The sequence below is a fragment of the Desulfosporosinus sp. OT genome, assembly GCF_000224515.1.
In the GTDB taxonomy this organism is placed as follows: domain Bacteria; phylum Bacillota; class Desulfitobacteriia; order Desulfitobacteriales; family Desulfitobacteriaceae; genus Desulfosporosinus.
In genome coordinates this window covers 83,225-101,113 of record NZ_AGAF01000178.1, presented here as the reverse complement: position 1 = coordinate 101,113, position 17,889 = coordinate 83,225, and the positions used below count along the sequence as shown (strand labels likewise).

General features: G+C 42.0%; 18 protein-coding genes. 15 read left to right on the top strand and 3 right to left on the bottom strand.

Annotated features, from left to right (window positions below):
• Positions 1–33 precede the first annotated feature (33 nt).
• Positions 34–1,053: a hypothetical protein gene (locus DOT_RS17525; RefSeq protein ID WP_040412654.1), complete on the top strand. Its 1,020-nt coding sequence runs from the start codon at positions 34–36 to the stop codon at positions 1,051–1,053.
• A gap of 6 nt (positions 1,054–1,059) precedes the next feature.
• On the opposite strand, the gene DOT_RS17520 is transcribed toward DOT_RS17525, so the two are convergent.
• Together DOT_RS17520 and DOT_RS17515 are read right to left on the bottom strand one after the other, a co-directional pair.
• Positions 1,060–1,851, bottom strand: a complete 792-nt coding sequence (locus DOT_RS17520; protein WP_009621551.1) for a polysaccharide deacetylase family protein — start codon at positions 1,849–1,851, stop codon at positions 1,060–1,062.
• 145 nt (positions 1,852–1,996) lie between these two features.
• Positions 1,997–2,254, bottom strand: coding sequence for a hypothetical protein (locus tag DOT_RS17515; protein ID WP_009621549.1), 258 nt, complete (start codon positions 2,252–2,254; stop codon positions 1,997–1,999).
• A 207-nt stretch (positions 2,255–2,461) separates the two neighbouring features.
• Here DOT_RS17515 and DOT_RS17510 point away from each other — a divergent pair, with 207 nt between their 5' ends.
• The 12 genes from DOT_RS17510 (at position 2,462) to DOT_RS17455 (ending at position 14,765) form a co-directional block, all read left to right on the top strand.
• A complete protein-coding gene (locus DOT_RS17510; RefSeq protein WP_009621547.1) occupies positions 2,462–3,724 on the top strand; it encodes a tetratricopeptide repeat protein in 1,263 nt (420 codons plus the stop codon).
• Positions 3,725–3,847: 123 nt separating this feature from the next.
• Positions 3,848–4,378, top strand: coding sequence for a hypothetical protein (locus DOT_RS17505; protein WP_009621546.1), 531 nt, complete (start codon positions 3,848–3,850; stop codon positions 4,376–4,378).
• Positions 4,378–4,911, top strand: a complete 534-nt coding sequence (gene cobO, locus DOT_RS17500; RefSeq protein ID WP_009621544.1) for a cob(I)yrinic acid a,c-diamide adenosyltransferase — start codon at positions 4,378–4,380, stop codon at positions 4,909–4,911. The genes DOT_RS17505 and cobO overlap by 1 nt, the downstream gene beginning before the upstream one ends.
• A 147-nt stretch (positions 4,912–5,058) precedes the next feature.
• Positions 5,059–6,387: a type I glutamate--ammonia ligase gene (gene glnA, locus DOT_RS17495; protein WP_040412652.1), complete on the top strand. Its 1,329-nt coding sequence runs from the start codon at positions 5,059–5,061 to the stop codon at positions 6,385–6,387.
• 191 nt (positions 6,388–6,578) lie between these two features.
• Positions 6,579–6,779 carry a hypothetical protein gene (locus tag DOT_RS17490; RefSeq protein ID WP_040412679.1) on the top strand — a complete coding sequence of 67 codons (201 nt, stop codon included), beginning with the start codon at positions 6,579–6,581 and terminating at the stop codon, positions 6,777–6,779.
• Between the two features lie 149 nt (positions 6,780–6,928).
• A complete protein-coding gene (locus DOT_RS17485) occupies positions 6,929–8,830 on the top strand; it encodes a PrkA family serine protein kinase (protein ID WP_009621538.1) in 1,902 nt (633 codons plus the stop codon).
• A gap of 18 nt (positions 8,831–8,848) precedes the next feature.
• Positions 8,849–9,985, top strand: a complete 1,137-nt coding sequence (gene yhbH, locus DOT_RS17480; protein WP_009621536.1) for a sporulation protein YhbH — start codon at positions 8,849–8,851, stop codon at positions 9,983–9,985.
• A gap of 72 nt (positions 9,986–10,057) precedes the next feature.
• Positions 10,058–11,539: a SpoVR family protein gene (locus tag DOT_RS17475; RefSeq protein ID WP_009621534.1), complete on the top strand. Its 1,482-nt coding sequence runs from the start codon at positions 10,058–10,060 to the stop codon at positions 11,537–11,539.
• Between the two features lie 239 nt (positions 11,540–11,778).
• Positions 11,779–12,393, top strand: a complete 615-nt coding sequence (locus tag DOT_RS17470; RefSeq protein WP_009621532.1) for a DedA family protein — start codon at positions 11,779–11,781, stop codon at positions 12,391–12,393.
• Between the two features lie 78 nt (positions 12,394–12,471).
• The gene (locus DOT_RS17465) at positions 12,472–13,077 is read left to right on the top strand and encodes a DedA family protein (RefSeq protein ID WP_009621530.1); all 606 of its coding nucleotides are present in this window, start codon (positions 12,472–12,474) and stop codon (positions 13,075–13,077) included.
• Positions 13,078–13,178: 101 nt separating this feature from the next.
• Entirely contained in the window at positions 13,179–13,697 is a 519-nt protein-coding gene (locus DOT_RS17460; RefSeq protein WP_040412649.1) for a peptidylprolyl isomerase, read from the top strand.
• A 159-nt stretch (positions 13,698–13,856) separates the two neighbouring features.
• A complete protein-coding gene (locus DOT_RS17455) occupies positions 13,857–14,765 on the top strand; it encodes a selenium metabolism-associated LysR family transcriptional regulator (RefSeq protein ID WP_009621526.1) in 909 nt (302 codons plus the stop codon).
• A 21-nt stretch (positions 14,766–14,786) separates the two neighbouring features.
• On the opposite strand, the gene DOT_RS17450 is transcribed toward DOT_RS17455, so the two are convergent.
• Positions 14,787–15,671: an amidohydrolase family protein gene (locus tag DOT_RS17450; RefSeq protein ID WP_009621523.1), complete on the bottom strand. Its 885-nt coding sequence runs from the start codon at positions 15,669–15,671 to the stop codon at positions 14,787–14,789.
• 152 nt (positions 15,672–15,823) lie between these two features.
• Here DOT_RS17450 and DOT_RS17445 point away from each other — a divergent pair, with 152 nt between their 5' ends.
• Both DOT_RS17445 and pfkA read left to right on the top strand, forming a co-directional pair.
• The gene (locus DOT_RS17445) at positions 15,824–16,792 is read left to right on the top strand and encodes a DnaA/Hda family protein (protein ID WP_009621521.1); all 969 of its coding nucleotides are present in this window, start codon (positions 15,824–15,826) and stop codon (positions 16,790–16,792) included.
• Positions 16,793–16,917: 125 nt separating this feature from the next.
• Complete coding sequence (gene pfkA / locus DOT_RS17440) at positions 16,918–17,889, top strand: 6-phosphofructokinase (protein ID WP_009621519.1); 972 nt, start codon at positions 16,918–16,920, stop codon at positions 17,887–17,889.

Genomic DNA, 17,889 nt, shown 5'->3' with positions numbered 1-17,889 from the left:
AATAGTTAAGAAAGATGGAAACGAGGGATAGGATTGTCAAAACGGCGCAAACATGGTCTTAGAAGACGTCGACAGGCCACGTTTTTGCTTTTATTGTCTATCATTTTTATGCTTAGTTGTGGGCCTTTTTTATGGCGTCTGGAGCAATTAAGACAAGCTGAAAGTGTTTATGACGTTTCAAAGGTGAGGGATGAACTGCAGTGGTGGAATGCACATGGGGGCCTATTAAATAAACTGGAATTGTTGAAAGAGGCAAATTTATGGCTGGAACTTGAACTTAATGTGGAGAGTAAGGACTTAGAGTCTCAACTGACCATGTATCAAGACGAACAGCACAGATTCTGGTTGTTTTTGTATTACTTGAAGAACGGGAAAATCACGGAAGCGCAGGATGTCCTTGGCCCCATGGGTAAGACGCCCTTGGGTCAGTTGGGGCAAGGGCTCACATCCTTAGAAAATGGTGATGCAGAAGAGTCACGTAGTCAGTTGGCCGAGACAGAGACAGAAGTGGATTGGAATAAATTACCGATACAAGAGCAGACTTTAAGACATTTAGTACTAGCTCAAGCTGCAATGAGCATGGGTGATCAACTGGCAGCCAGGGCTGAGCTCGAAGAGGCCCAGAAACTAGAACCTCATAATCCGGCCTGCCTTACTGTAGCTTTTGACGTCGCTGTAGGAGAAGGACAGTGGGCAAAAGCCGTAGAGTTATGTCATTCAATAGTTACTCAAACCTGGCGGTCTAGAACTACGTTGTTTGAAACCAAAAGGGCGGTCCTTGCCCTACATGAAAATAATCTGCAGGAGTTGACTGCTAGCCTAGCCTCTCTCAAGGAGCTCCCCGGAGGGGATGGTTGTATCGACTATGTGAATGGAATTCAAGCTTTAAGTAAAGGTCAGCAGCAAGAAGGTAAGAACTTGCTTGAACGTGCTATGAACAGTGGGCTTGAGGGAGAGTTAAAAGCAGATGCCCAAAAAGCAGTGGCGCAGGTCATAGATCGACAAAAAGCGGATCAACTCTTGCGATCTGTCGTGGATGAAAACGTTGAATAACGGCACTTATTTATTGGTTGAACTAGGTTCTTCTTTAAGATTACTTTCAGGTGGCCAAGTGCTGTTTGCTTCAGAAAGCAATTGTCCTACTGGGATGAGGGTGTAACCTTTAGTTCTGAGGCGTTGAATGACCGTCGGCAAGGCCTGAATAGTATCTGGCGCTGAGTCTGAGGCATGAAATAAAATAATGTCCCCGGCTTTCGCCCCACCTTCGGAGTGTATCCCGTTGAGTACATTATTAATGACAGCGCCAGGGCCGGGCCGTTTCCAGTCTAGAGAATCAACACTCCATTGGATAACTCGATAACCCAGCTTGTTGGCGGTGGATATGACCTTATTATCATAGGCTCCGTTGGGTGCCCGGATCAATCGGACTTTCTGACCGGATATTTGCTCAAGGACTTGTTGGGCAGTAGTAATTTCATGTTCTATCTCGCCTGATCCTAAAGTATTGAGATCAATATGACGGTTGCCGTGTGATCCGATCTCATGGCCATCGGCCACCATTCGTTGCACTAATTGTTGATGTTTGTCTGCCCATGGACTCGAAAGAAAAAATGTGGCATGAACGCCTTCCTGTTTGAGAATATCAAGTATTGGTTCGGCTGTCTTCTCCCCCCAACTGATATCAAAGGTCAGTCCAATTGCCTGGGTGTTGACGTTTGTGGAGTAAATTGGCTTTAACTTTCCAGAAAAAACAGAAGTGACATTTTCACGGTAAGCAATCAAGATGAACAAGAGGATCCCCCAGAGGGCAATATTTCGCCATGATGGACGTTTGAAGATTATAATTTGCATTTGGCATTCCTCCTTTGAGTAAAAGATATTCGTTAGAAAGCCAGATCATGAGGGTAAAACAAAAAAACGCCCTTTTAAGGCGTTCGATTTGGAAAAGATTGTTATCTTATTAAAATCTGGTTAAGCTTAAGTAAATTTGATACCCCTAACGATTCTTATATCGTCCACCCAACACTAACTTGAAGAGATCAATTTTAAATAATAATTTAAGAAAAAAATGAACGACAACAAAGGAGACGCCAACAAAAACGATAAAGCGTATTAGGAAAAAGGCAACTGCAAATACCCACGTGAATACTTTACCTAAGATCAAGGCAGAGAAATAGAGACCCAGAATGAGTATGAGAAGTTTGAGTGCAACCATCCAATAATTTGAAGATTGAGTTGGACGATAAGTATTCAAGGCCAAACACTCCCTTCTTGAACCTAAAATTAGATTATCATATTTCGACTTTTATGTCTAGGTTACAATAAGGTTCGTCCTTAATTTCCTTTGATTTTATGGCTATTCAAATGCTGTGCTGTGAAGAGAAGCTCCAGCTTGAATTTAAATATTGATGCCCAAAGAATCGACTCGTGCATATGATGGAACAGACACGGAGGCGATAATATGTACGATGGGGAATTATCCGTTTGGCGGAACCTTATGGAGGTTGGAACACAGTGTCTTGGAGAAGAACAGTACCTTAAAGCTGAAGAGTATTATACGCAGGGCCTCTTAAAGGCGTATCAATTAACCGTACCGGAAATCGTCGCATTTACGCTAAGACTGTTAGCGACAGTGAGAGTGCGTTTAGGAAATTTAGAGTTTGCAGAAGAGGGTTTCAAAGAAGCATTACGTATTTGCCAAGAGATTCAGAATGCGAAAGGAATGTCCGAAGCATGGGCAGGGTTAGCCAGTGTCTCAGTTAAGAAGGGTATGCTTGGAGACGCTAGCAGGGAATATGAGCTTTCAATATCTGTGTACCCGAGTTCATCTCCACCGTTAAGGTTGGGCATGCTCTATGCTGACCTGGGCCAAGTCTATGCTACCCTCAAAGATTGGGCAATGGCCAAGAGAGCTTATGAGGAGGCACATAAAATCTGCCGTTCCAATGGGTTTCCTAAAGGAGAAGGAGAGTTGGATGTTCTCTTAGGAGAATTGTGCTTTCGACAAGGGAATAATAAGGAAGCTACGCTAAACTTAAAGAATGCGTGCCAAATTTTTGCTCAGATAGAGGATCTGATCGCTTTGTCAAATACTCTGCAATATTTGGCGTTTCTCTACTTTGATCAAAATGAAATGCTCTTAGCCTTTGAATGTCAACAAAGGGCAGTGGCCCTGTGTTTAAAATTTGATAGTAGCAATGTATTTAGTGAAAGTTGTTTTTTCTTGAGTAAAATTGAGCAAATCTTAGAAAACTATGAAGAGGCGAAATATTACCTTGAATTATCGATTCAGTTTTATCCAGATCATAATTTTGACCTAGCCTTGCGTTTTCAAAGTTTAGCGGGCTTATTCTTTCTTTCAATGGATTTAGCTAAGGCTGAAGTTTATTATTTAAAAGCCTTAAGTCTTTTCGAATCGATAGAAGACAATCTGCGGATTGGTGAAGTATATGAAGCACTAACTGCTCTTAAAGAAATTCGAGAGAGTAAGGTTGTGCCACAAAAAGCTCGAGTTGAATCAGAAGATAAAGCTCAATTTCATAGAGAATTTTCACTAGAAGCCCTGGTGCGTTTAGCGGAGTTTTATGAAAAGCGTCGTAACTTTAGAGATGCTTTAGAATGTTACTGGAAGGCTCTTGAATTGGGACGAGATGCAGCAATAGCGACAGATTGGATCGAGACAAGTGTCCAGCGCGTTTCCAAACGTCTGCGCCAGAAGAAGTAATTTAAGTCGTTTTCCTAAATATTTTGAAAAGTAGGCTTTATAAATCAATGAGGTTCAGATAAAATAGCATTATAGAAACTCTCCTCCGATCAAAAGGAGGGACGGGGATGAGGGGGAATCAATATGCGAGAGGAAGATGCGATACTCCTCGAATGCTTGGAAGACGTGTATCACACCTTTGAAACAGCCTTAAAGAAGGCTCAAAAAGTTCGTTCGATCCATGTCCGAAAATTTGAGCGACTCTTTGATGAGTTAATGAGTGAGCGTCGGGTTTTTGAAGATATTTCTATTCCAGCTCGACTCATTGTTGAACAACTACTAGAATCTCAATTTAAAGTTGGACAGGTTGCGCTGGAAGCGGAGTACTTAAGACAACCATTTACAGGCGTAAAATCTGTCAAAGTCGAGGAATTTGGAATGATCCGTGTCAAACTTGGAGATGTAGAAATTTCCTGGCGAGATGGGAATTATTCCTATTACTTCTATCCAGATAAGGTGGAATTAAGAGCGACTGATGAGAAGTCGGCAATCAAATTGTTTTTTTCTATTGCCTTCAATCGGCAAACTCTTGAAAGGTTTCCTGAAATACTAACGTCACCAAAGGTCGTTTATATACATCCACAACTTGAAAAATGGATACGGGGTGTGCTATAATGTCAAATCTTACACAAGGATTAGTACAAGTTTATACTGGCAATGGTAAGGGAAAAACAACTGCTGCCTTTGGTTTGGCAATCCGTGCGGTTGGTCATGGTTTTCGGGTTTATATTATTCAATTTATGAAAGGGAGAGACGACTGCGGAGAGTTAGAAGGCTTGAAACGTTTGTCGCCAGACTGTCAACATGAACACTTTGGAGGACAAGGTTGGGTTCATAAGGGAGAACATCAGGAAGAACACATCCTCGAAGCTCGTAAGGGCTTTTTAAGGGCACAGGACATCATTCTTTCGGGACAATGGGATATTGTAATTCTTGATGAAGTCATTAATGCGCTTTGGTTTGATCTAATACCTGAAAGCGAGGTTCTAGATTTACTGAGTAAGAAGCCAGTTCATGTTGAAGTGGTTTTAACTGGCCGAAATGCTTCGCAGCCAATAATCGAAAGAGCAGATCTTGTAACGGAGATGGTCCTAAAAAAACATCCTTTTGAGCAAGGGATTATGGCGCGCCAGGGGATTGAGTATTAAACTCAAGCCAAACCATTGTAAATTGAAATAACAATGGATATACTATCCTTATAAGGTTTAGGACAAAGTATTGTCCATGCTGAGCCATTCAGGGTTGACGCATGGACGTTTTTCATTTTTTAAGAGTGGAAGGGAGAGATTAATATTATGATGATGACCAAAGAAGACGTCTTGCGGGAAGCACATGACAAGGGGGTTAAGTTCATTCGGTTGCAGTTTACAGATATCTTTGGAATTCTTAAGAATGTGGCCATTACAATTGAGCAGCTGGAAAAGGCCCTAGATGGGGAGATGATGTTTGACGGTTCGTCAATTGAAGGATTTGCCCGCATTGAAGAATCCGATATGTATTTGAGACCAGATCCTAATACCTTCGTTGTTTTTCCTTGGCGCCCCAAAGAGGGAGGAGTCGCTCGGCTCATTTGTGATGTTTATAACCCCGATGGAACCCCTTTTGTGGGATGCCCACGCAATGCCTTGAAAAGAGTCTTAAAAGAAGCCTCTGAAATGGGGTATGCTATGAATGTCGGACCGGAATTGGAATTCTTCCTCTTCCATACGGATGCTGAAGGACGACCAACGACAACTACACACGATAAAGCTGGTTATTTTGATCTAACACCGATTGATCTTGGCGAGAATGCACGTCGTGATATGGTTTTAACGTTAGAACAAATGGGCTATGAGATTGAAGCTTCTCATCACGAAGTGGCGCCCGGACAACATGAGATTGATTTTAAATATTCAGATGCTCTGGATATTGCAGATAAAATGGCTACGTTTCGTTTCGTTGTACGTACGATTGCTCAGCATCACGGTTTACATGCTACATTCATGCCTAAACCTATTTTTGGGATTAATGGATCAGGAATGCACAGTAATCAATCACTTTTTCAGAATGGCAAAAACGCCTTCTATGATCCCAATGATCCGATGGAGCTTTCCGAAATCGCTTACAATTATATAGCTGGACTTATGAAATATGCTCATTCTCTAACAGCCATCACGAACCCAACGGTCAATTCATATAAAAGACTTGTGCCGGGTTATGAAGCACCATGTTATGTAGCATGGTCCGGACGAAATAGAAGTCCCTTGATTCGTATACCTGCTAAAAGAGGTTCTTCCACCCGCATTGAACTTCGGAGTCCAGATCCTTCTTGTAATCCCTACTTAGCCCTTGCAGTCCAACTTAAGGCGGGGCTGGAAGGTATTAAGAACAAACTAACGCCACCACCTGCAGTCGATCTAAATATTTACTCTATGACCCGAGAAGAACGCGAAAACCTGGGGATCGTTTCCCTACCGGGAAGTTTAAAAGAAGCATTAGATGAACTAAGTAAGGCTCCTGCCATCCGTGAAGCACTTGGTAATCATATCTATAATCGCTTTATCGAGGCGAAGACCGAGGAATGGGAGAGTTTTCAAGTCACAGTCACTCAGTGGGAACTTGACCAGTATTTACACATGTATTAAGTTAAGTTATTAGTTATTAAGGGCCTAGCGAATGCTAGGCCTTTCAAAATATGAAAATATGAAAAGGTCTATAAAAATATAATATTATGAATATTCTAATTTTATCTAGATTTCTGGAGCCAGTTATGCTAATATAAAAATGGTTAATAGCGAAATAGATAAAAGGAGGGTATCACAGATTGGCAATCATAATGCGTGAACCCGAACCGCGCTCTTTCCATCGTCGCCAACAACAGTTTAAAATAGGAGATCGTGTTATCACATGTAACCGTTGCTTGGGTACTGTTGTTCGCCTCGATCGTGATGAGAAAGGAGACTATATTGTAGCTCGTTTAGATATTATGCGTGGGGAATTTGCCTACGACCCCTGGGATTTGAAAAAAATTGAATAATTGTTTTGTTCAAAGAAAAGAACATCTCAATTTATTGAGGTGTTCTTTTCATTTTCATCCATAAGTATATGCCTTATCTTCCAAGAGTAGGCATATACTTAAATATGACCCGACAGGTCTTGCTTGAGGTTAGAGAAGGGAGGGCTACCATGGAAGTCATAAAGTGGTTGCGTGAATATCGCGAAAATGAGGCCGCTCTGGCATGGAGCGGTACGTTTGGTGATTACTTGTCAATGGTTACTAAAAACCCTAACTTGGCATTGCATGCGCATGCTCGAATCTATGCGATGATCAAAGCGGCTGGAGTTGAAACAAACGGAGATCAGAAGAAATACAATTTTTTTGACAAGGAGCTATTTGGGCTAGATAAGACGTTAGAGCGTCTTATCGAAGAGTATTTTCATAGTGCTGCAAAACGGTTAGATGTCCGCAAACGTATTTTATTGTTAATGGGGCCAGTAAGTGGTGGTAAATCGACAATTGTTAGTCTTTTGAAACGTGGACTTGAAGAATTCACTAGAACTGAGGAAGGAGCAGTTTACGCTATTGATGGGTGCCCGATGCATGAGGATCCCCTGCATCTGTTGCCACTGTCCTTACGTCAAGAGTTTGAACAGAAGTATGGTATCAGGATCGAGGGAAACCTCTGCCCAGTTTGCCGTTTGCGTTTGGAAGAGGAATTTGGCGGTGAAGTTGAGAGTTTTCCTGTGAAACGAATTCTTTTCTCAGAAGAGCAAAGAGTAGGAGTTGGCACGTTTACCCCCTCGGACCCTAAGTCACAAGATATCGCCGATTTAACCGGTAGTATTGATTTTTCGACGATTACTGAATACGGATCAGAGTCTGATCCGCGTGCTTATCGTTTTGACGGAGAACTCAACAAGGCCAACCGAGGCCTCATGGAATTCCAAGAAATGCTGAAGTCCGACGAAAAGTTCCTTTGGAATCTTCTAAGCCTCTCCCAGGAGGGAAATTTCAAAGCTGGGAGATTTGCGCTTATTTCTGCGGATGAGCTAGTAATTGCTCATACCAATGAAAATGAATATCGGGCGTTTATAGCAAATAAGAAAAACGAAGCCCTACAGTCCAGAATTATTGTTATGCACATTCCTTATAATCTCAAAGTAAGTGATGAAGTAAAAATCTATGAAAAATTGATTAGCCAAAGTGACATCCAAAATGTGCACCTTGCTCCTCACAGTCTCTGGGCCACATCTGTTTTCAGTGTCCTATCTCGCTTAAAGCCATCAAAGAAACAAGGGATGGATCTTGTTAAAAAGATGCGGATCTATGACGGCGAGGATGTGGAAGGATTTAATCAAAAGGATATCAAAGAGTTAATGATGGAGGGAGACGAGCAAGGCGAAGGAATGGATGGCGTGGATCCACGTTATGTGATCAATCGAATTTCAACAGCTTTGATTCGAGATCAGCATGCGTGTATTAACGCATTAGATATTTTGAGGGCTATTAAAGATGGGCTAGCTCAGCATACCTCGATCATGAAAGAGGAAAAGGAGAATCTTCTCAATCTAATTGCGGTTGCTCGGCGTGAGTATGACGAAATGGCCAAGAAAGAGGTCCAGAAGGCATTTGTCTACGCGTATGAAGAATCTGCAAAGTCGTTATTGAACAATTATCTGGATAATGTTGAGGCATTTTGCAATTCTACCAAGCTGTTTGACCCAATTACCAGTGAAGAATTAGCTCCCGATGAGCAACTAATGCGCAGTATTGAAGAACAAATCGGGGTTTCAGAAAATGCTAAGAAAACCTTCCGTGAGGAAATTCTCATTCGGATTTCGATGTATGCCCGCAAAGGGAAAGTATTTAGTTATACGTCCCATGAACGGTTGAAGGAAGCCATTGAAAAAAAATTGTTTGCTGATTTGAAGGATATAGTAAAGATCACTACCTCTGTTGAACATCCAGATCAAGAGCAATTGTTAAAAATCAATAATGTTATGGATCGTCTCGTTAATGAGCATGGATACTGCCCAATCTGTGCCAATGAGATTGTGAAGTATGTAGGGGCCCTCCTTAACCGATAGAGAGGAAGGGGGATAAACGTGGCAGATGACATCATTGTGAGTCGTGATGACTGGAGTTTGCATCGCAAAGGGTATCTAGACCAAACAAGGCACAAGGAAAAAGTTGAGGAAGTCATTAAGCAACAACTCGGTGATTTGATTGTTGATGAAAGTATCATCCTAACGGATGGCAAAAAGAGCACTAAAATTCCCATGCGTTCTCTGGAAGAATTTCGTTTCCGGTATGATTTTAATAAAAAGAATCATACCGGACAGGGGACTAAAAAGATGGTTCCGGGTGAAATTTTGGGGCGTGATCAGGCCAAGGGCAAAGGCGCTGCTGGGAGTGGAGCTGGTGAAGAACCAGGTCAAGATATCTATGAAGCAGAAGTCACTTATGAGGACTTAGCAAATATTCTGTTCGAAGAACTAAAGTTACCCAATCTGGACGATAAAAAAAGACCTCTTATTGCTCATGATCGTCCGGAATTCAACGATGTTCGAAAAAAAGGGCTAATGGCGAATGTTGATAAGAAGCGCACGCTGCTGGAAAGTATCAAGAGGCAGGCCTTTTCTCAAAAACAGGAGAAAGATGCCAGATTAAAAATTTCCCCTGAAGACCTGCGCTTTAAGACTTGGGAGACTCGGCCAAATTTTGAGACGAATGCTGTAATTCTGGCGATGATGGATACCTCTGGCTCAATGGGGCAATTTGAAAAATATATCGCTCGGACATTTTTCTTTTGGATGGTGCGTTTCCTACGTTTAAAGTATGAAAATGTGGAGATACGTTTTCTAGCGCATCATACCGAGGCCAAAGAAGTAACCGAGGCTGAATTTTTTACGCGCGGGGAAAGTGGCGGAACCCGCTGTTCCTCAGTGTATCAATATGCCTTAGATTTAATTGAAACCAAATATCCTCCGGCTCATTATAATATTTATCCCGTTCATTTTACAGATGGCGATAATATTGGTTCGGATAATTCCAGAGCGCTGTCCTTAATGCAACGTTTGGTCGAAGTAAGTCGGGTTGTAGGCTACGGAGAGATCTTAAGAACGCATTATTCGAGTACCCTAATGTCAACATTAAAACGCATTACGGACCCAAAACTACGCTTGGTGACGATCAGAGACCGCAATGAGGTGTATGCCGCTCTCAAGACGGTTTTTTCCTAAAATTTAGCCCAAGAGTGTAGCTATTGCTCTAACCCAAGAAATGATGAACGCGCAAAAGGTAGGGGGGAAGTCATGGACAATGAGAAGCGAGCCTTAAACTCCATAGCTCAGGATATCGCTCAAGTGGCCCGTGGCATGGGACTTGATTTCTATCCGGTAAATTTTGAAATCGTTCCGGCGGAAGCCTTATATACGTTTGGAGCCTATGGGATGCCGGTGCGTTTCACACATTGGAGCTTCGGAAAAGCTTTTTATCGGATGAAGACTCAATATGATTTGAATTTGAGCCGGATTTATGAACTAGTTATTAATACTAATCCGGCTTATGCTTTTTTGTTGGAAGGCAATCGACTGGTTCAAAACAAACTGGTAATTGGGCATGTTTATGCCCATGTTGACTTCTTTAAGAATAATTATTATTTTTCACGTACGCCGAAGGACATGGTTGAGCGTATGGGTGCTCATGCCGAGAAAATTCGAGAATACGAATTATTGTATGGGCGAGAAAAAGTTGAGCGAACCTTGGATGCAGTCCTTGCTATTCAGGAACATGTGGATTATCGATCTCATATTGGTACTAAAGGCAAAATGGAAAATTTACCTCAGGTCAATCGCCCACTCAAAGATGAAGGGCATAAGTGCCCAGGTGATGCCTGTTCTGGGAATCATTCTTGTGGTTCCTGTGGAGGAAATTGTACTACAAAGGAACCAAGTAAGGCAGACTCTCCCAAGAAGGTTAGGGCAAAAAGAGCATCTTTGCCCTATGAAGATTTATGGGGAGATCTGATAGATGATGATTGTAAATGCGAGTCCCAACCAGAGCATGAAGATCTTTTACTCTATATTATTAAATTTGCGCCGGGGCTCGAAGAATGGCAAAGAGATATAGTTGGCATTGTTCGGGAAGAATCGTTTTATTTCTACCCCCAAATCGAGACAAAAATTATTAACGAGGGATGGGCGACATTCTGGCATGCCAGAATTATGCATGAACTTGATCTTACAGATGCCGAATCCCTAGAATTTGCGCTCATGCACAGTCAAGTCGTGCAGCCTTCGCGTATGGGGATGAATCCGTACTATCTGGGTGTAAAGATATGGGAACATCTGGCGAAAAATAAAGCCCTCAGCGAAATTTTTGAGTTGCGCGAAACCGAAAACGACCTTTCGTTTATCCGTAATCATCTCACTCGCGAACTAGTGGAGGAACTGAATTTATTCAATTTCCGTAAAGTTGGGGCCCACTGGCAAGTTACCGAAAATGAATGGGAAAAAGTGCGTGACAATCTGGTACAGCAACTAGTTAATGGAGGGCATCCTCGAATCGTAGTACTTGAGGGAGACTATGAGGGTAAAGGCGGGCTATATCTTAAACACCGTCATGAAGGGGTTGATCTCGATATTGTCTATCTTGAGAAAACCCTTTCCCTTGTTCAATTCCTCTGGGGGAAATCAGTCAGTCTTGAAACAGTGGTAGATACAAAAAAAGTTGTTTATGATTGTTCCAACGGACTAGTCAGTCATCATCAGGTGAGCAAAGCGGGAGAAAAGTAAGAATCTTTCCGAGAAATAACAAATTAGTTCTTAACCAAAGCAGATGTTAGAAATAATGTCTGCTTTGCAAACCTTGAAGGATTTTAGAGAGTGTAAGTAGAATCTACAAAATCGAATCGAAAATGATGGCAACATAAATTATTCAGGTCGAATTGGCAAAGGAGACAGGTCTATGGTAAAATACCCACGATACTTAAGAATGAATATTGGTTGTCAGAGATTAGTAAAGGAGGTTTACATTGGAAGTGATTTTAACGCACCTTGGACAATTCGTTGAATATATGATTTCATCTTTCGGCTATGCTGGGGTTTTCTTTGCCATGGCAATCGAAAGTGCTTGTATACCTTTGCCAAGTGAAATCATTCTTCCGTTTACTGGTTACATGGTATTTGCAGGACGATTTGGTTTTTGGCAAGCAACTATCGCTGCTACTTTGGGGAACCTTTTTGGAGCACTTGTTGCTTATTATGTCGGTGTGTGGGGAGGTCTGCCGTTCCTCAAACGTTATGGACGTTATTTCTTTATCAATAACCGAGAACTGGCTTGGACAGAACATTTATTTGAACACTATGGTGAAGCAACCGTTTTTGTCGGTCGAATGTTACCAATCGTACGCACTTTCATTTCTTTACCTGCAGGTATCGCGCGAATGAATCCAATGAAAATGGCAGTCTACACGACAATTGGCGCGTTTTTCTGGTGTGCGCTCTTAATTTTTGTGGGTCAAAAATTAGGAGAGAATTGGGATTCACTCAAACCTTACTTTCATCGTGCCGACATAGTCGTTGGAGGGGCCATTGTTTTGGTAGTTATCTATGTAGTATGGAAACGCCTCAAACGCAGCAGGCGCTGAAACATATCAGCTTTTTACTTATATTCGAACTAAGAACGACGGAACCACGAACCACGCATTGAGGAAGGCAGGCAGGGTATGCACGGGCTAGAGCACTATGTGACGGATATAATTTATCACTATCGTTATGAAGGCTTATTTCTACTACTTATTGGTGGTATGGTCGGTGTGCCGGTACCCGATGAATTTCTCATGACGTTTAGTGGGTTTCAAACGACATTGGGGCGAATGAATTATGGGGAAACCCTTTTTGTCGCTACTTTAGGTAGTTTTCTAGGAATGAACTTGAGTTATTGGGTTGGAAGGCGATTAGGAATTCCGTTCTTGCATAAGATTGCCCCCTATCTTCATCTTAATGAAAAAAAGATCGCTCGGGCTGAACATTGGTTTCAGCATTTTGGCGACCGACTTATTGTGATAGGGTACTTCTTTCCAGGATTTCGTCATTTTACTGCGTACTTTTCTGGGATGAGTAAGCTTCATTTTGGTCGGTATGCAGTGTTAGCCGGGATGGGCGCTTTTCTATGGGCATTAACGTTTATTACGCTGGGACGAATCCTTGGAGAACACTGGGCAAAAATCACGTTTATTTTACATCGTTATTTGGCACGAGGTGGAATTGTTCTTGCCCTGATTGTGTTCTTAATCTATCTTTATAATGTGAAACGAGGTCGGGTAGACTGAAACAAAACCTTCTTAACATTAGGCGAAAGCCAAGTCAAGTGGTATAATTTATAGGATAAAAACCTAAACATAAAAACCCAAACATGAAGGAGGTCACTCAGGTGACAAATGAAAGTACACAAGACCAAGGACTTAAGCAAAATCCTATCGTAACTTTAGAGATGGAAAACGGAAACACGATTAAGATTGAACTATATCCAGAGGTAGCACCTCAAACTGTTAAGAACTTTGTATCCCTCGTCACTGAAGGATTTTTCGATGGCCTCATTTTCCATAGAGTCATTCCAGGCTTTATGATCCAAGGCGGAGACCCTAATGGGACAGGAATGGGTGGTAGTAAACAAACAATTCCTGGTGAATTTTCCTCCAACGGTTTTAAAAATGATTTAAGGCATGACCGTGGAGTTATATCCATGGCTCGGACCTCAGCCCCCAATTCAGCTAGTTCTCAATTTTTCATTGTTGTTAAGGCTTCAACTCATTTAGATGGTCAGTATGCTTCCTTCGGAAAAGTCATCGAAGGAATGGAAGAAGTCGATCGGATTGTCAGTGTTCAGAAGGATCGTAGCGATAAACCATTAGAAGACCAAAGGATGAAGAAAGTTACCATTCAACTCTAGTTACACTCTGAATGGCACTAGATTGTACACTATCGCAGAAGAAGAGGGCCTGGCCCTCTTCTTCTGCGTAGTGTGCCACGCATGGCGATTAACTAGGTGGTGAAAGCCCACTCGGCCAACGTTAGTTCTAAGATGAAATCTCAGATGGAGGGGGTTAATATGTTAGATTTGCTGCGTTTATTTGGTCAAGTTGTAGAGGAACAGAGTTTTACTGTTGTTGCGCGAAAATTAGGAATTAGCCAACCTGCGGTCTCCAATCAGATGCGGGCGCTCGAAGAGAAACTGGGGGTAAAATTGCTATATCGCAAGGGAAAGGGTTTTGCGCTAACACCGGAGGGTGAAACAGTTTATCGGCATGCCTTCCATATGCTCGATGAATGGTCAGAGCTTATGCGAGAAATCGGAGGTTCGGAAAGGCTAATGAATGGCAAAATCCATATCGGTGCTTCACACATTCCAGGCGAATATTTACTGCCCAATTTCTTAGCTTCTTTCAGAAAACTGTATCCTGAAATACAATTCAAATTATCCATCGGAGACAGTCTAGAGATGGCAGAAAAGGCACTTGCTCACGAAGTGGATTTTGCCGTTGTTGGAGCAGTATTCGATACGGAAAAACTAACTTCTGAATACTGGGTTAAGGATGAACTAGGTTTTGTAGTCTCTTCTGATCATCCATTATGTACTAATCAAAGTGTTGAAATTAATATGCTGCGGGATTATCCGATGATTATTCGGGAGAACGGCTCCGGCCATCGGAGGGCCTTCGAAGAGGCGCTTACTAAACGCGGACTCGATTTAAATGACTTCAACATAGCCTTAGAAGTTGGAAGTACAGAAGGTGTGAAAAATGCTGTTCGTTCTGGGCTAGGTTATTCGTTTCTATCAAGACATGCCTTAGAGTCTCATGCCGAGCAAGGTTTAGTATGGGTGAATGTCCAAGATTTTTCGATTGAACGTGGTTTTTACCTTTTAACCCGTAGGAATAAGTCCTTGACGGTCATTGCTGATGAGTGCTACAGATATCTAGCAGCTCAGAAGGCAGAGGTTGGAGGCCAGGGGAAATAAAGAAAAAACACTAAGTCTTCTTTATGACTTTTCTGTATGGAGAAATCTCTGGGCATTATCCCATAACAATTGTGATTTTACTTCTTTCGTAAGAGGAAGCAGGTTAACGGCTTGGATGGCATCTTGGGGGGAGTAGTCCATTATTGGAAAATCCGAGCCATAAATGAATTTAGTTGGATTAGCGTCTATTGCTTTGAGCCAGTCTTCCTGCAATGGAAAGCGGGGGTTACCTAACATATAGGCAGTATCCAGGTAAACGTTCGAATAGTTAGCAGCTAATTTTACAGCTAGAGAGAAGTCCTTAGGAAGACCCATGTGCGCGATGGTGATCTTCAGATTAGGGAAGGACTTTAGTACATCTAGAAGTGCATCAACTCGTGTATTAGGGGTTTCAATAGGCAGCCCACTTAAATGGAGAATTATCCCCTTTCGCCTTTCACTGAGCATGCCATACATAGGCCACAAACGTTCGTCATTAGCAGCAACATTTTGCACAAACGCGTGAATCTTGACACCGGGAAAATCCCATTCATCAAGGGCTTGACTTAAGATTTTCTCTAGCGCAGTGTCATCTTGATGAAGGGCAGCAAAAGGGTGTAACCATGGATGCTTTTCACAAACATCTTTGAGCCATGAGTTGATACCTGCCGCCATATCCTTTTTGTGGACATACCCTAAAACAAAAGCCGATGTTACCCCAATGTTTTCAAGATAATTCAAAAGGGTCTCAACGGGTTGGCGATAGGGCATAGTCCAACCTCGTTGCACAAACCAATCTAAAATCGCTCCCATTAAGCGATCGGGAAAAAGATGAATGTGGGCATCGCAGATTTTCTGAATATCATACATGCCTTCTCCATTGCTCTTGGCATTTACAGCAGCTCTGTCGTGCTTATTAATTGTCATCAATTGTGCCCCCTTCAAGAAATAGAGTGAAGCTGTATTTCTGAATTGTTTCGACATGAAAGGCTAAATTCCTTTCCAATTTAATGCGATAATAGCCTTGACGATTGGGCAACCCTTTTATCTCTACTAGGTTAAATAAAGGAGAGGCACCTTTGAACTGGTTTTTAAGTGAATTCAATATTCGAGCCTGGCGTCTGATCAGAAGTTACCGACTAGAAGCAGCTCCAAATGTTACGCTGATTTACGGACCAAGGGGGATAGGTAAATCAACTATGTTGCGCTCTCTTTATCAACATAATAGGTTGAATGAAGAGGTTATATTTACCGATGCTCTGTCTTTTTCTCGTCAGTATGCTTATGCAGCTCAGGATAACAAGCTTAAGCTTTTTCGGCAACGGTACCGCTCTACTCGGTTGCTTCTGATTGATGATCTTCAATTTTTTGAGGGCAAAGTTAAAACGATCGAAGAACTCCATTACACATACGAATATGTCATTGGAAATGGAGGAAAAATGGTCATTTCACTGGAAGCCAATCTGCCACAGCTGGAATTTCTCGGAGAGCGGCTGGGGTCTCGTTTTTTGAGTGGCGTAGTCGTCCCAGTTAATTGCCCTCTTGAACATGAGATGGAGCGCTTCCTGGACGAATATATTCATCAAAAACACCTTTTCATGGACAGATTGGTCGTGGGTGTTATTGCTAGGCTTACAGACAATTTAGCAGATGCCATGAGGGTTGTTGAGCAATTTATTCAATTTGCAGAATTAGAAGAAGATGAACTTAGCTTGCAGTGTTTCCAAGTCTTTTGGGATAAGGAAGAAGAAAAAAGAAAAATGGTTGCTGATCCAATAAATATTATCAACATAGTTTCCCAGAATACGAAAGTTTCTGTTGAGGAATTGGTAGGGCCAAGTCGAAAGACTAATGTGAATGAAGCGAGACAATTAGCCATATATACGATACGGACTCTTTGCCAGATTTCTTTTCCGTTAATCGCGTGTTATTTTAATCGTAAACATTCTACCATGATAACCTCTTATCAAAAAATCCAGGCTAAGCTGGCAAGTGATCAAGAACTATATAAAATATATGAAATAATATTAAAGTCTTTTAAAGCATAGTTTATTAATACTTTTGTCTTTGTTGGCCTTAACTCATACAGCACATAACGCTCGATTAGACAAAAATAATGTGATTTACTAGAGTAGAAACTATGATAAAGAAGATAATGAGAAGGGGTGATACTATGTCGGGTAAAATACAACGGATTGGGGTACTAACTAGCGGAGGGGATGCTCCAGGTATGAACGCAGCCCTTCGCGCAGTGGTGAGGAAAGGGATTTACCATGGGCTTGAGGTTTATGGAGTAAGTCGCGGCTATGAGGGGCTTATACATGGAGAAATTCAAGCAATGAGCATAGGTTCTGTTGCGGATATTGTACTTCGGGGTGGAACGATATTGAAGACAGCACGTTCCGAAGAAATGCGGACCCAAGAAGGACAGCAGAAGGCTCTAGAACAGTTACATAAGCATAGAATTGAAGCATTGGTAGTAATCGGAGGAGATGGGTCTTTTCGCGGAGCCCAAACTTTAGTAGCTCAAGGTATTCAGATTGTAGGGATTCCAGGAACTATTGACAATGATATCGCTGGAACTGATTTGACAATAGGATTCGATACAGCCACGAATACCGTCGTGGATGCCGTGAGTAAAATTCGAGATACAGCGTCTTCTCACGAACGGACGTTTATTGTGGAAGTTATGGGAAGAAATTGCGGAAACATTGCACTTCAGGCAGGTTTAGCCTGTGGAGCTGAATCAATCTTGGTCCCTGAAATTCCGTATAATCTAGATGAAATCAGTGATAAATTAAAGCGTGGTCATCAACGTGGGAAAAACCATAGCATTATCTTAGTTTCTGAAGGTGTGGGAAGCGCTTATAAAATCGGAGAAGAATTGCGAACCCGTTCAGGGTTTGAGACTCGGATCACTGTTTTAGGCCATATACAACGTGGCGGAAACCCAAGCGCTTTAGATGCCGTGATTGCCGCAGGCATGGGTGGCAAAGCGGTTGAGATCATTTTGGAAAAAGAATCCAATAAGATGACTGCTTATGTCGATCAAGCCGTTGTCGCTAGACCGTTAGATTCCGCTTATGGTATACGGCGGCCATTTAATAAAGAACTTTATGATTTAGCGAATGAGCTTTCGATTTAG

Excerpts from the sequence above, each read along its gene's own strand:
- DOT_RS17520 (WP_009621551.1), bottom strand. The coding sequence starts at position 1,851 with ATGCAAATTATAATCTTCAAACGTCCATCATGGCGAAATATTGCCCTC.
- DOT_RS17510 (WP_009621547.1), top strand. The coding sequence starts at position 2,462 with ATGTACGATGGGGAATTATCCGTTTGGCGGAACCTTATGGAGGTTGGA.
- DOT_RS17505 (WP_009621546.1), top strand. The coding sequence starts at position 3,848 with ATGCGAGAGGAAGATGCGATACTCCTCGAATGCTTGGAAGACGTGTAT.
- cobO (WP_009621544.1), top strand. The coding sequence starts at position 4,378 with ATGTCAAATCTTACACAAGGATTAGTACAAGTTTATACTGGCAATGGT.
- glnA (WP_040412652.1), top strand. The coding sequence starts at position 5,059 with ATGATGATGACCAAAGAAGACGTCTTGCGGGAAGCACATGACAAGGGG.
- DOT_RS17490 (WP_040412679.1), top strand. The coding sequence starts at position 6,579 with ATGCGTGAACCCGAACCGCGCTCTTTCCATCGTCGCCAACAACAGTTT.
- DOT_RS17485 (WP_009621538.1), top strand. The coding sequence starts at position 6,929 with ATGGAAGTCATAAAGTGGTTGCGTGAATATCGCGAAAATGAGGCCGCT.
- DOT_RS17475 (WP_009621534.1), top strand. The coding sequence starts at position 10,058 with ATGGACAATGAGAAGCGAGCCTTAAACTCCATAGCTCAGGATATCGCT.
- DOT_RS17465 (WP_009621530.1), top strand. The coding sequence starts at position 12,472 with ATGCACGGGCTAGAGCACTATGTGACGGATATAATTTATCACTATCGT.
- DOT_RS17455 (WP_009621526.1), top strand. The coding sequence starts at position 13,857 with ATGTTAGATTTGCTGCGTTTATTTGGTCAAGTTGTAGAGGAACAGAGT.
- DOT_RS17450 (WP_009621523.1), bottom strand. The coding sequence starts at position 15,671 with ATGACAATTAATAAGCACGACAGAGCTGCTGTAAATGCCAAGAGCAAT.
- pfkA (WP_009621519.1), top strand. The coding sequence starts at position 16,918 with ATGTCGGGTAAAATACAACGGATTGGGGTACTAACTAGCGGAGGGGAT.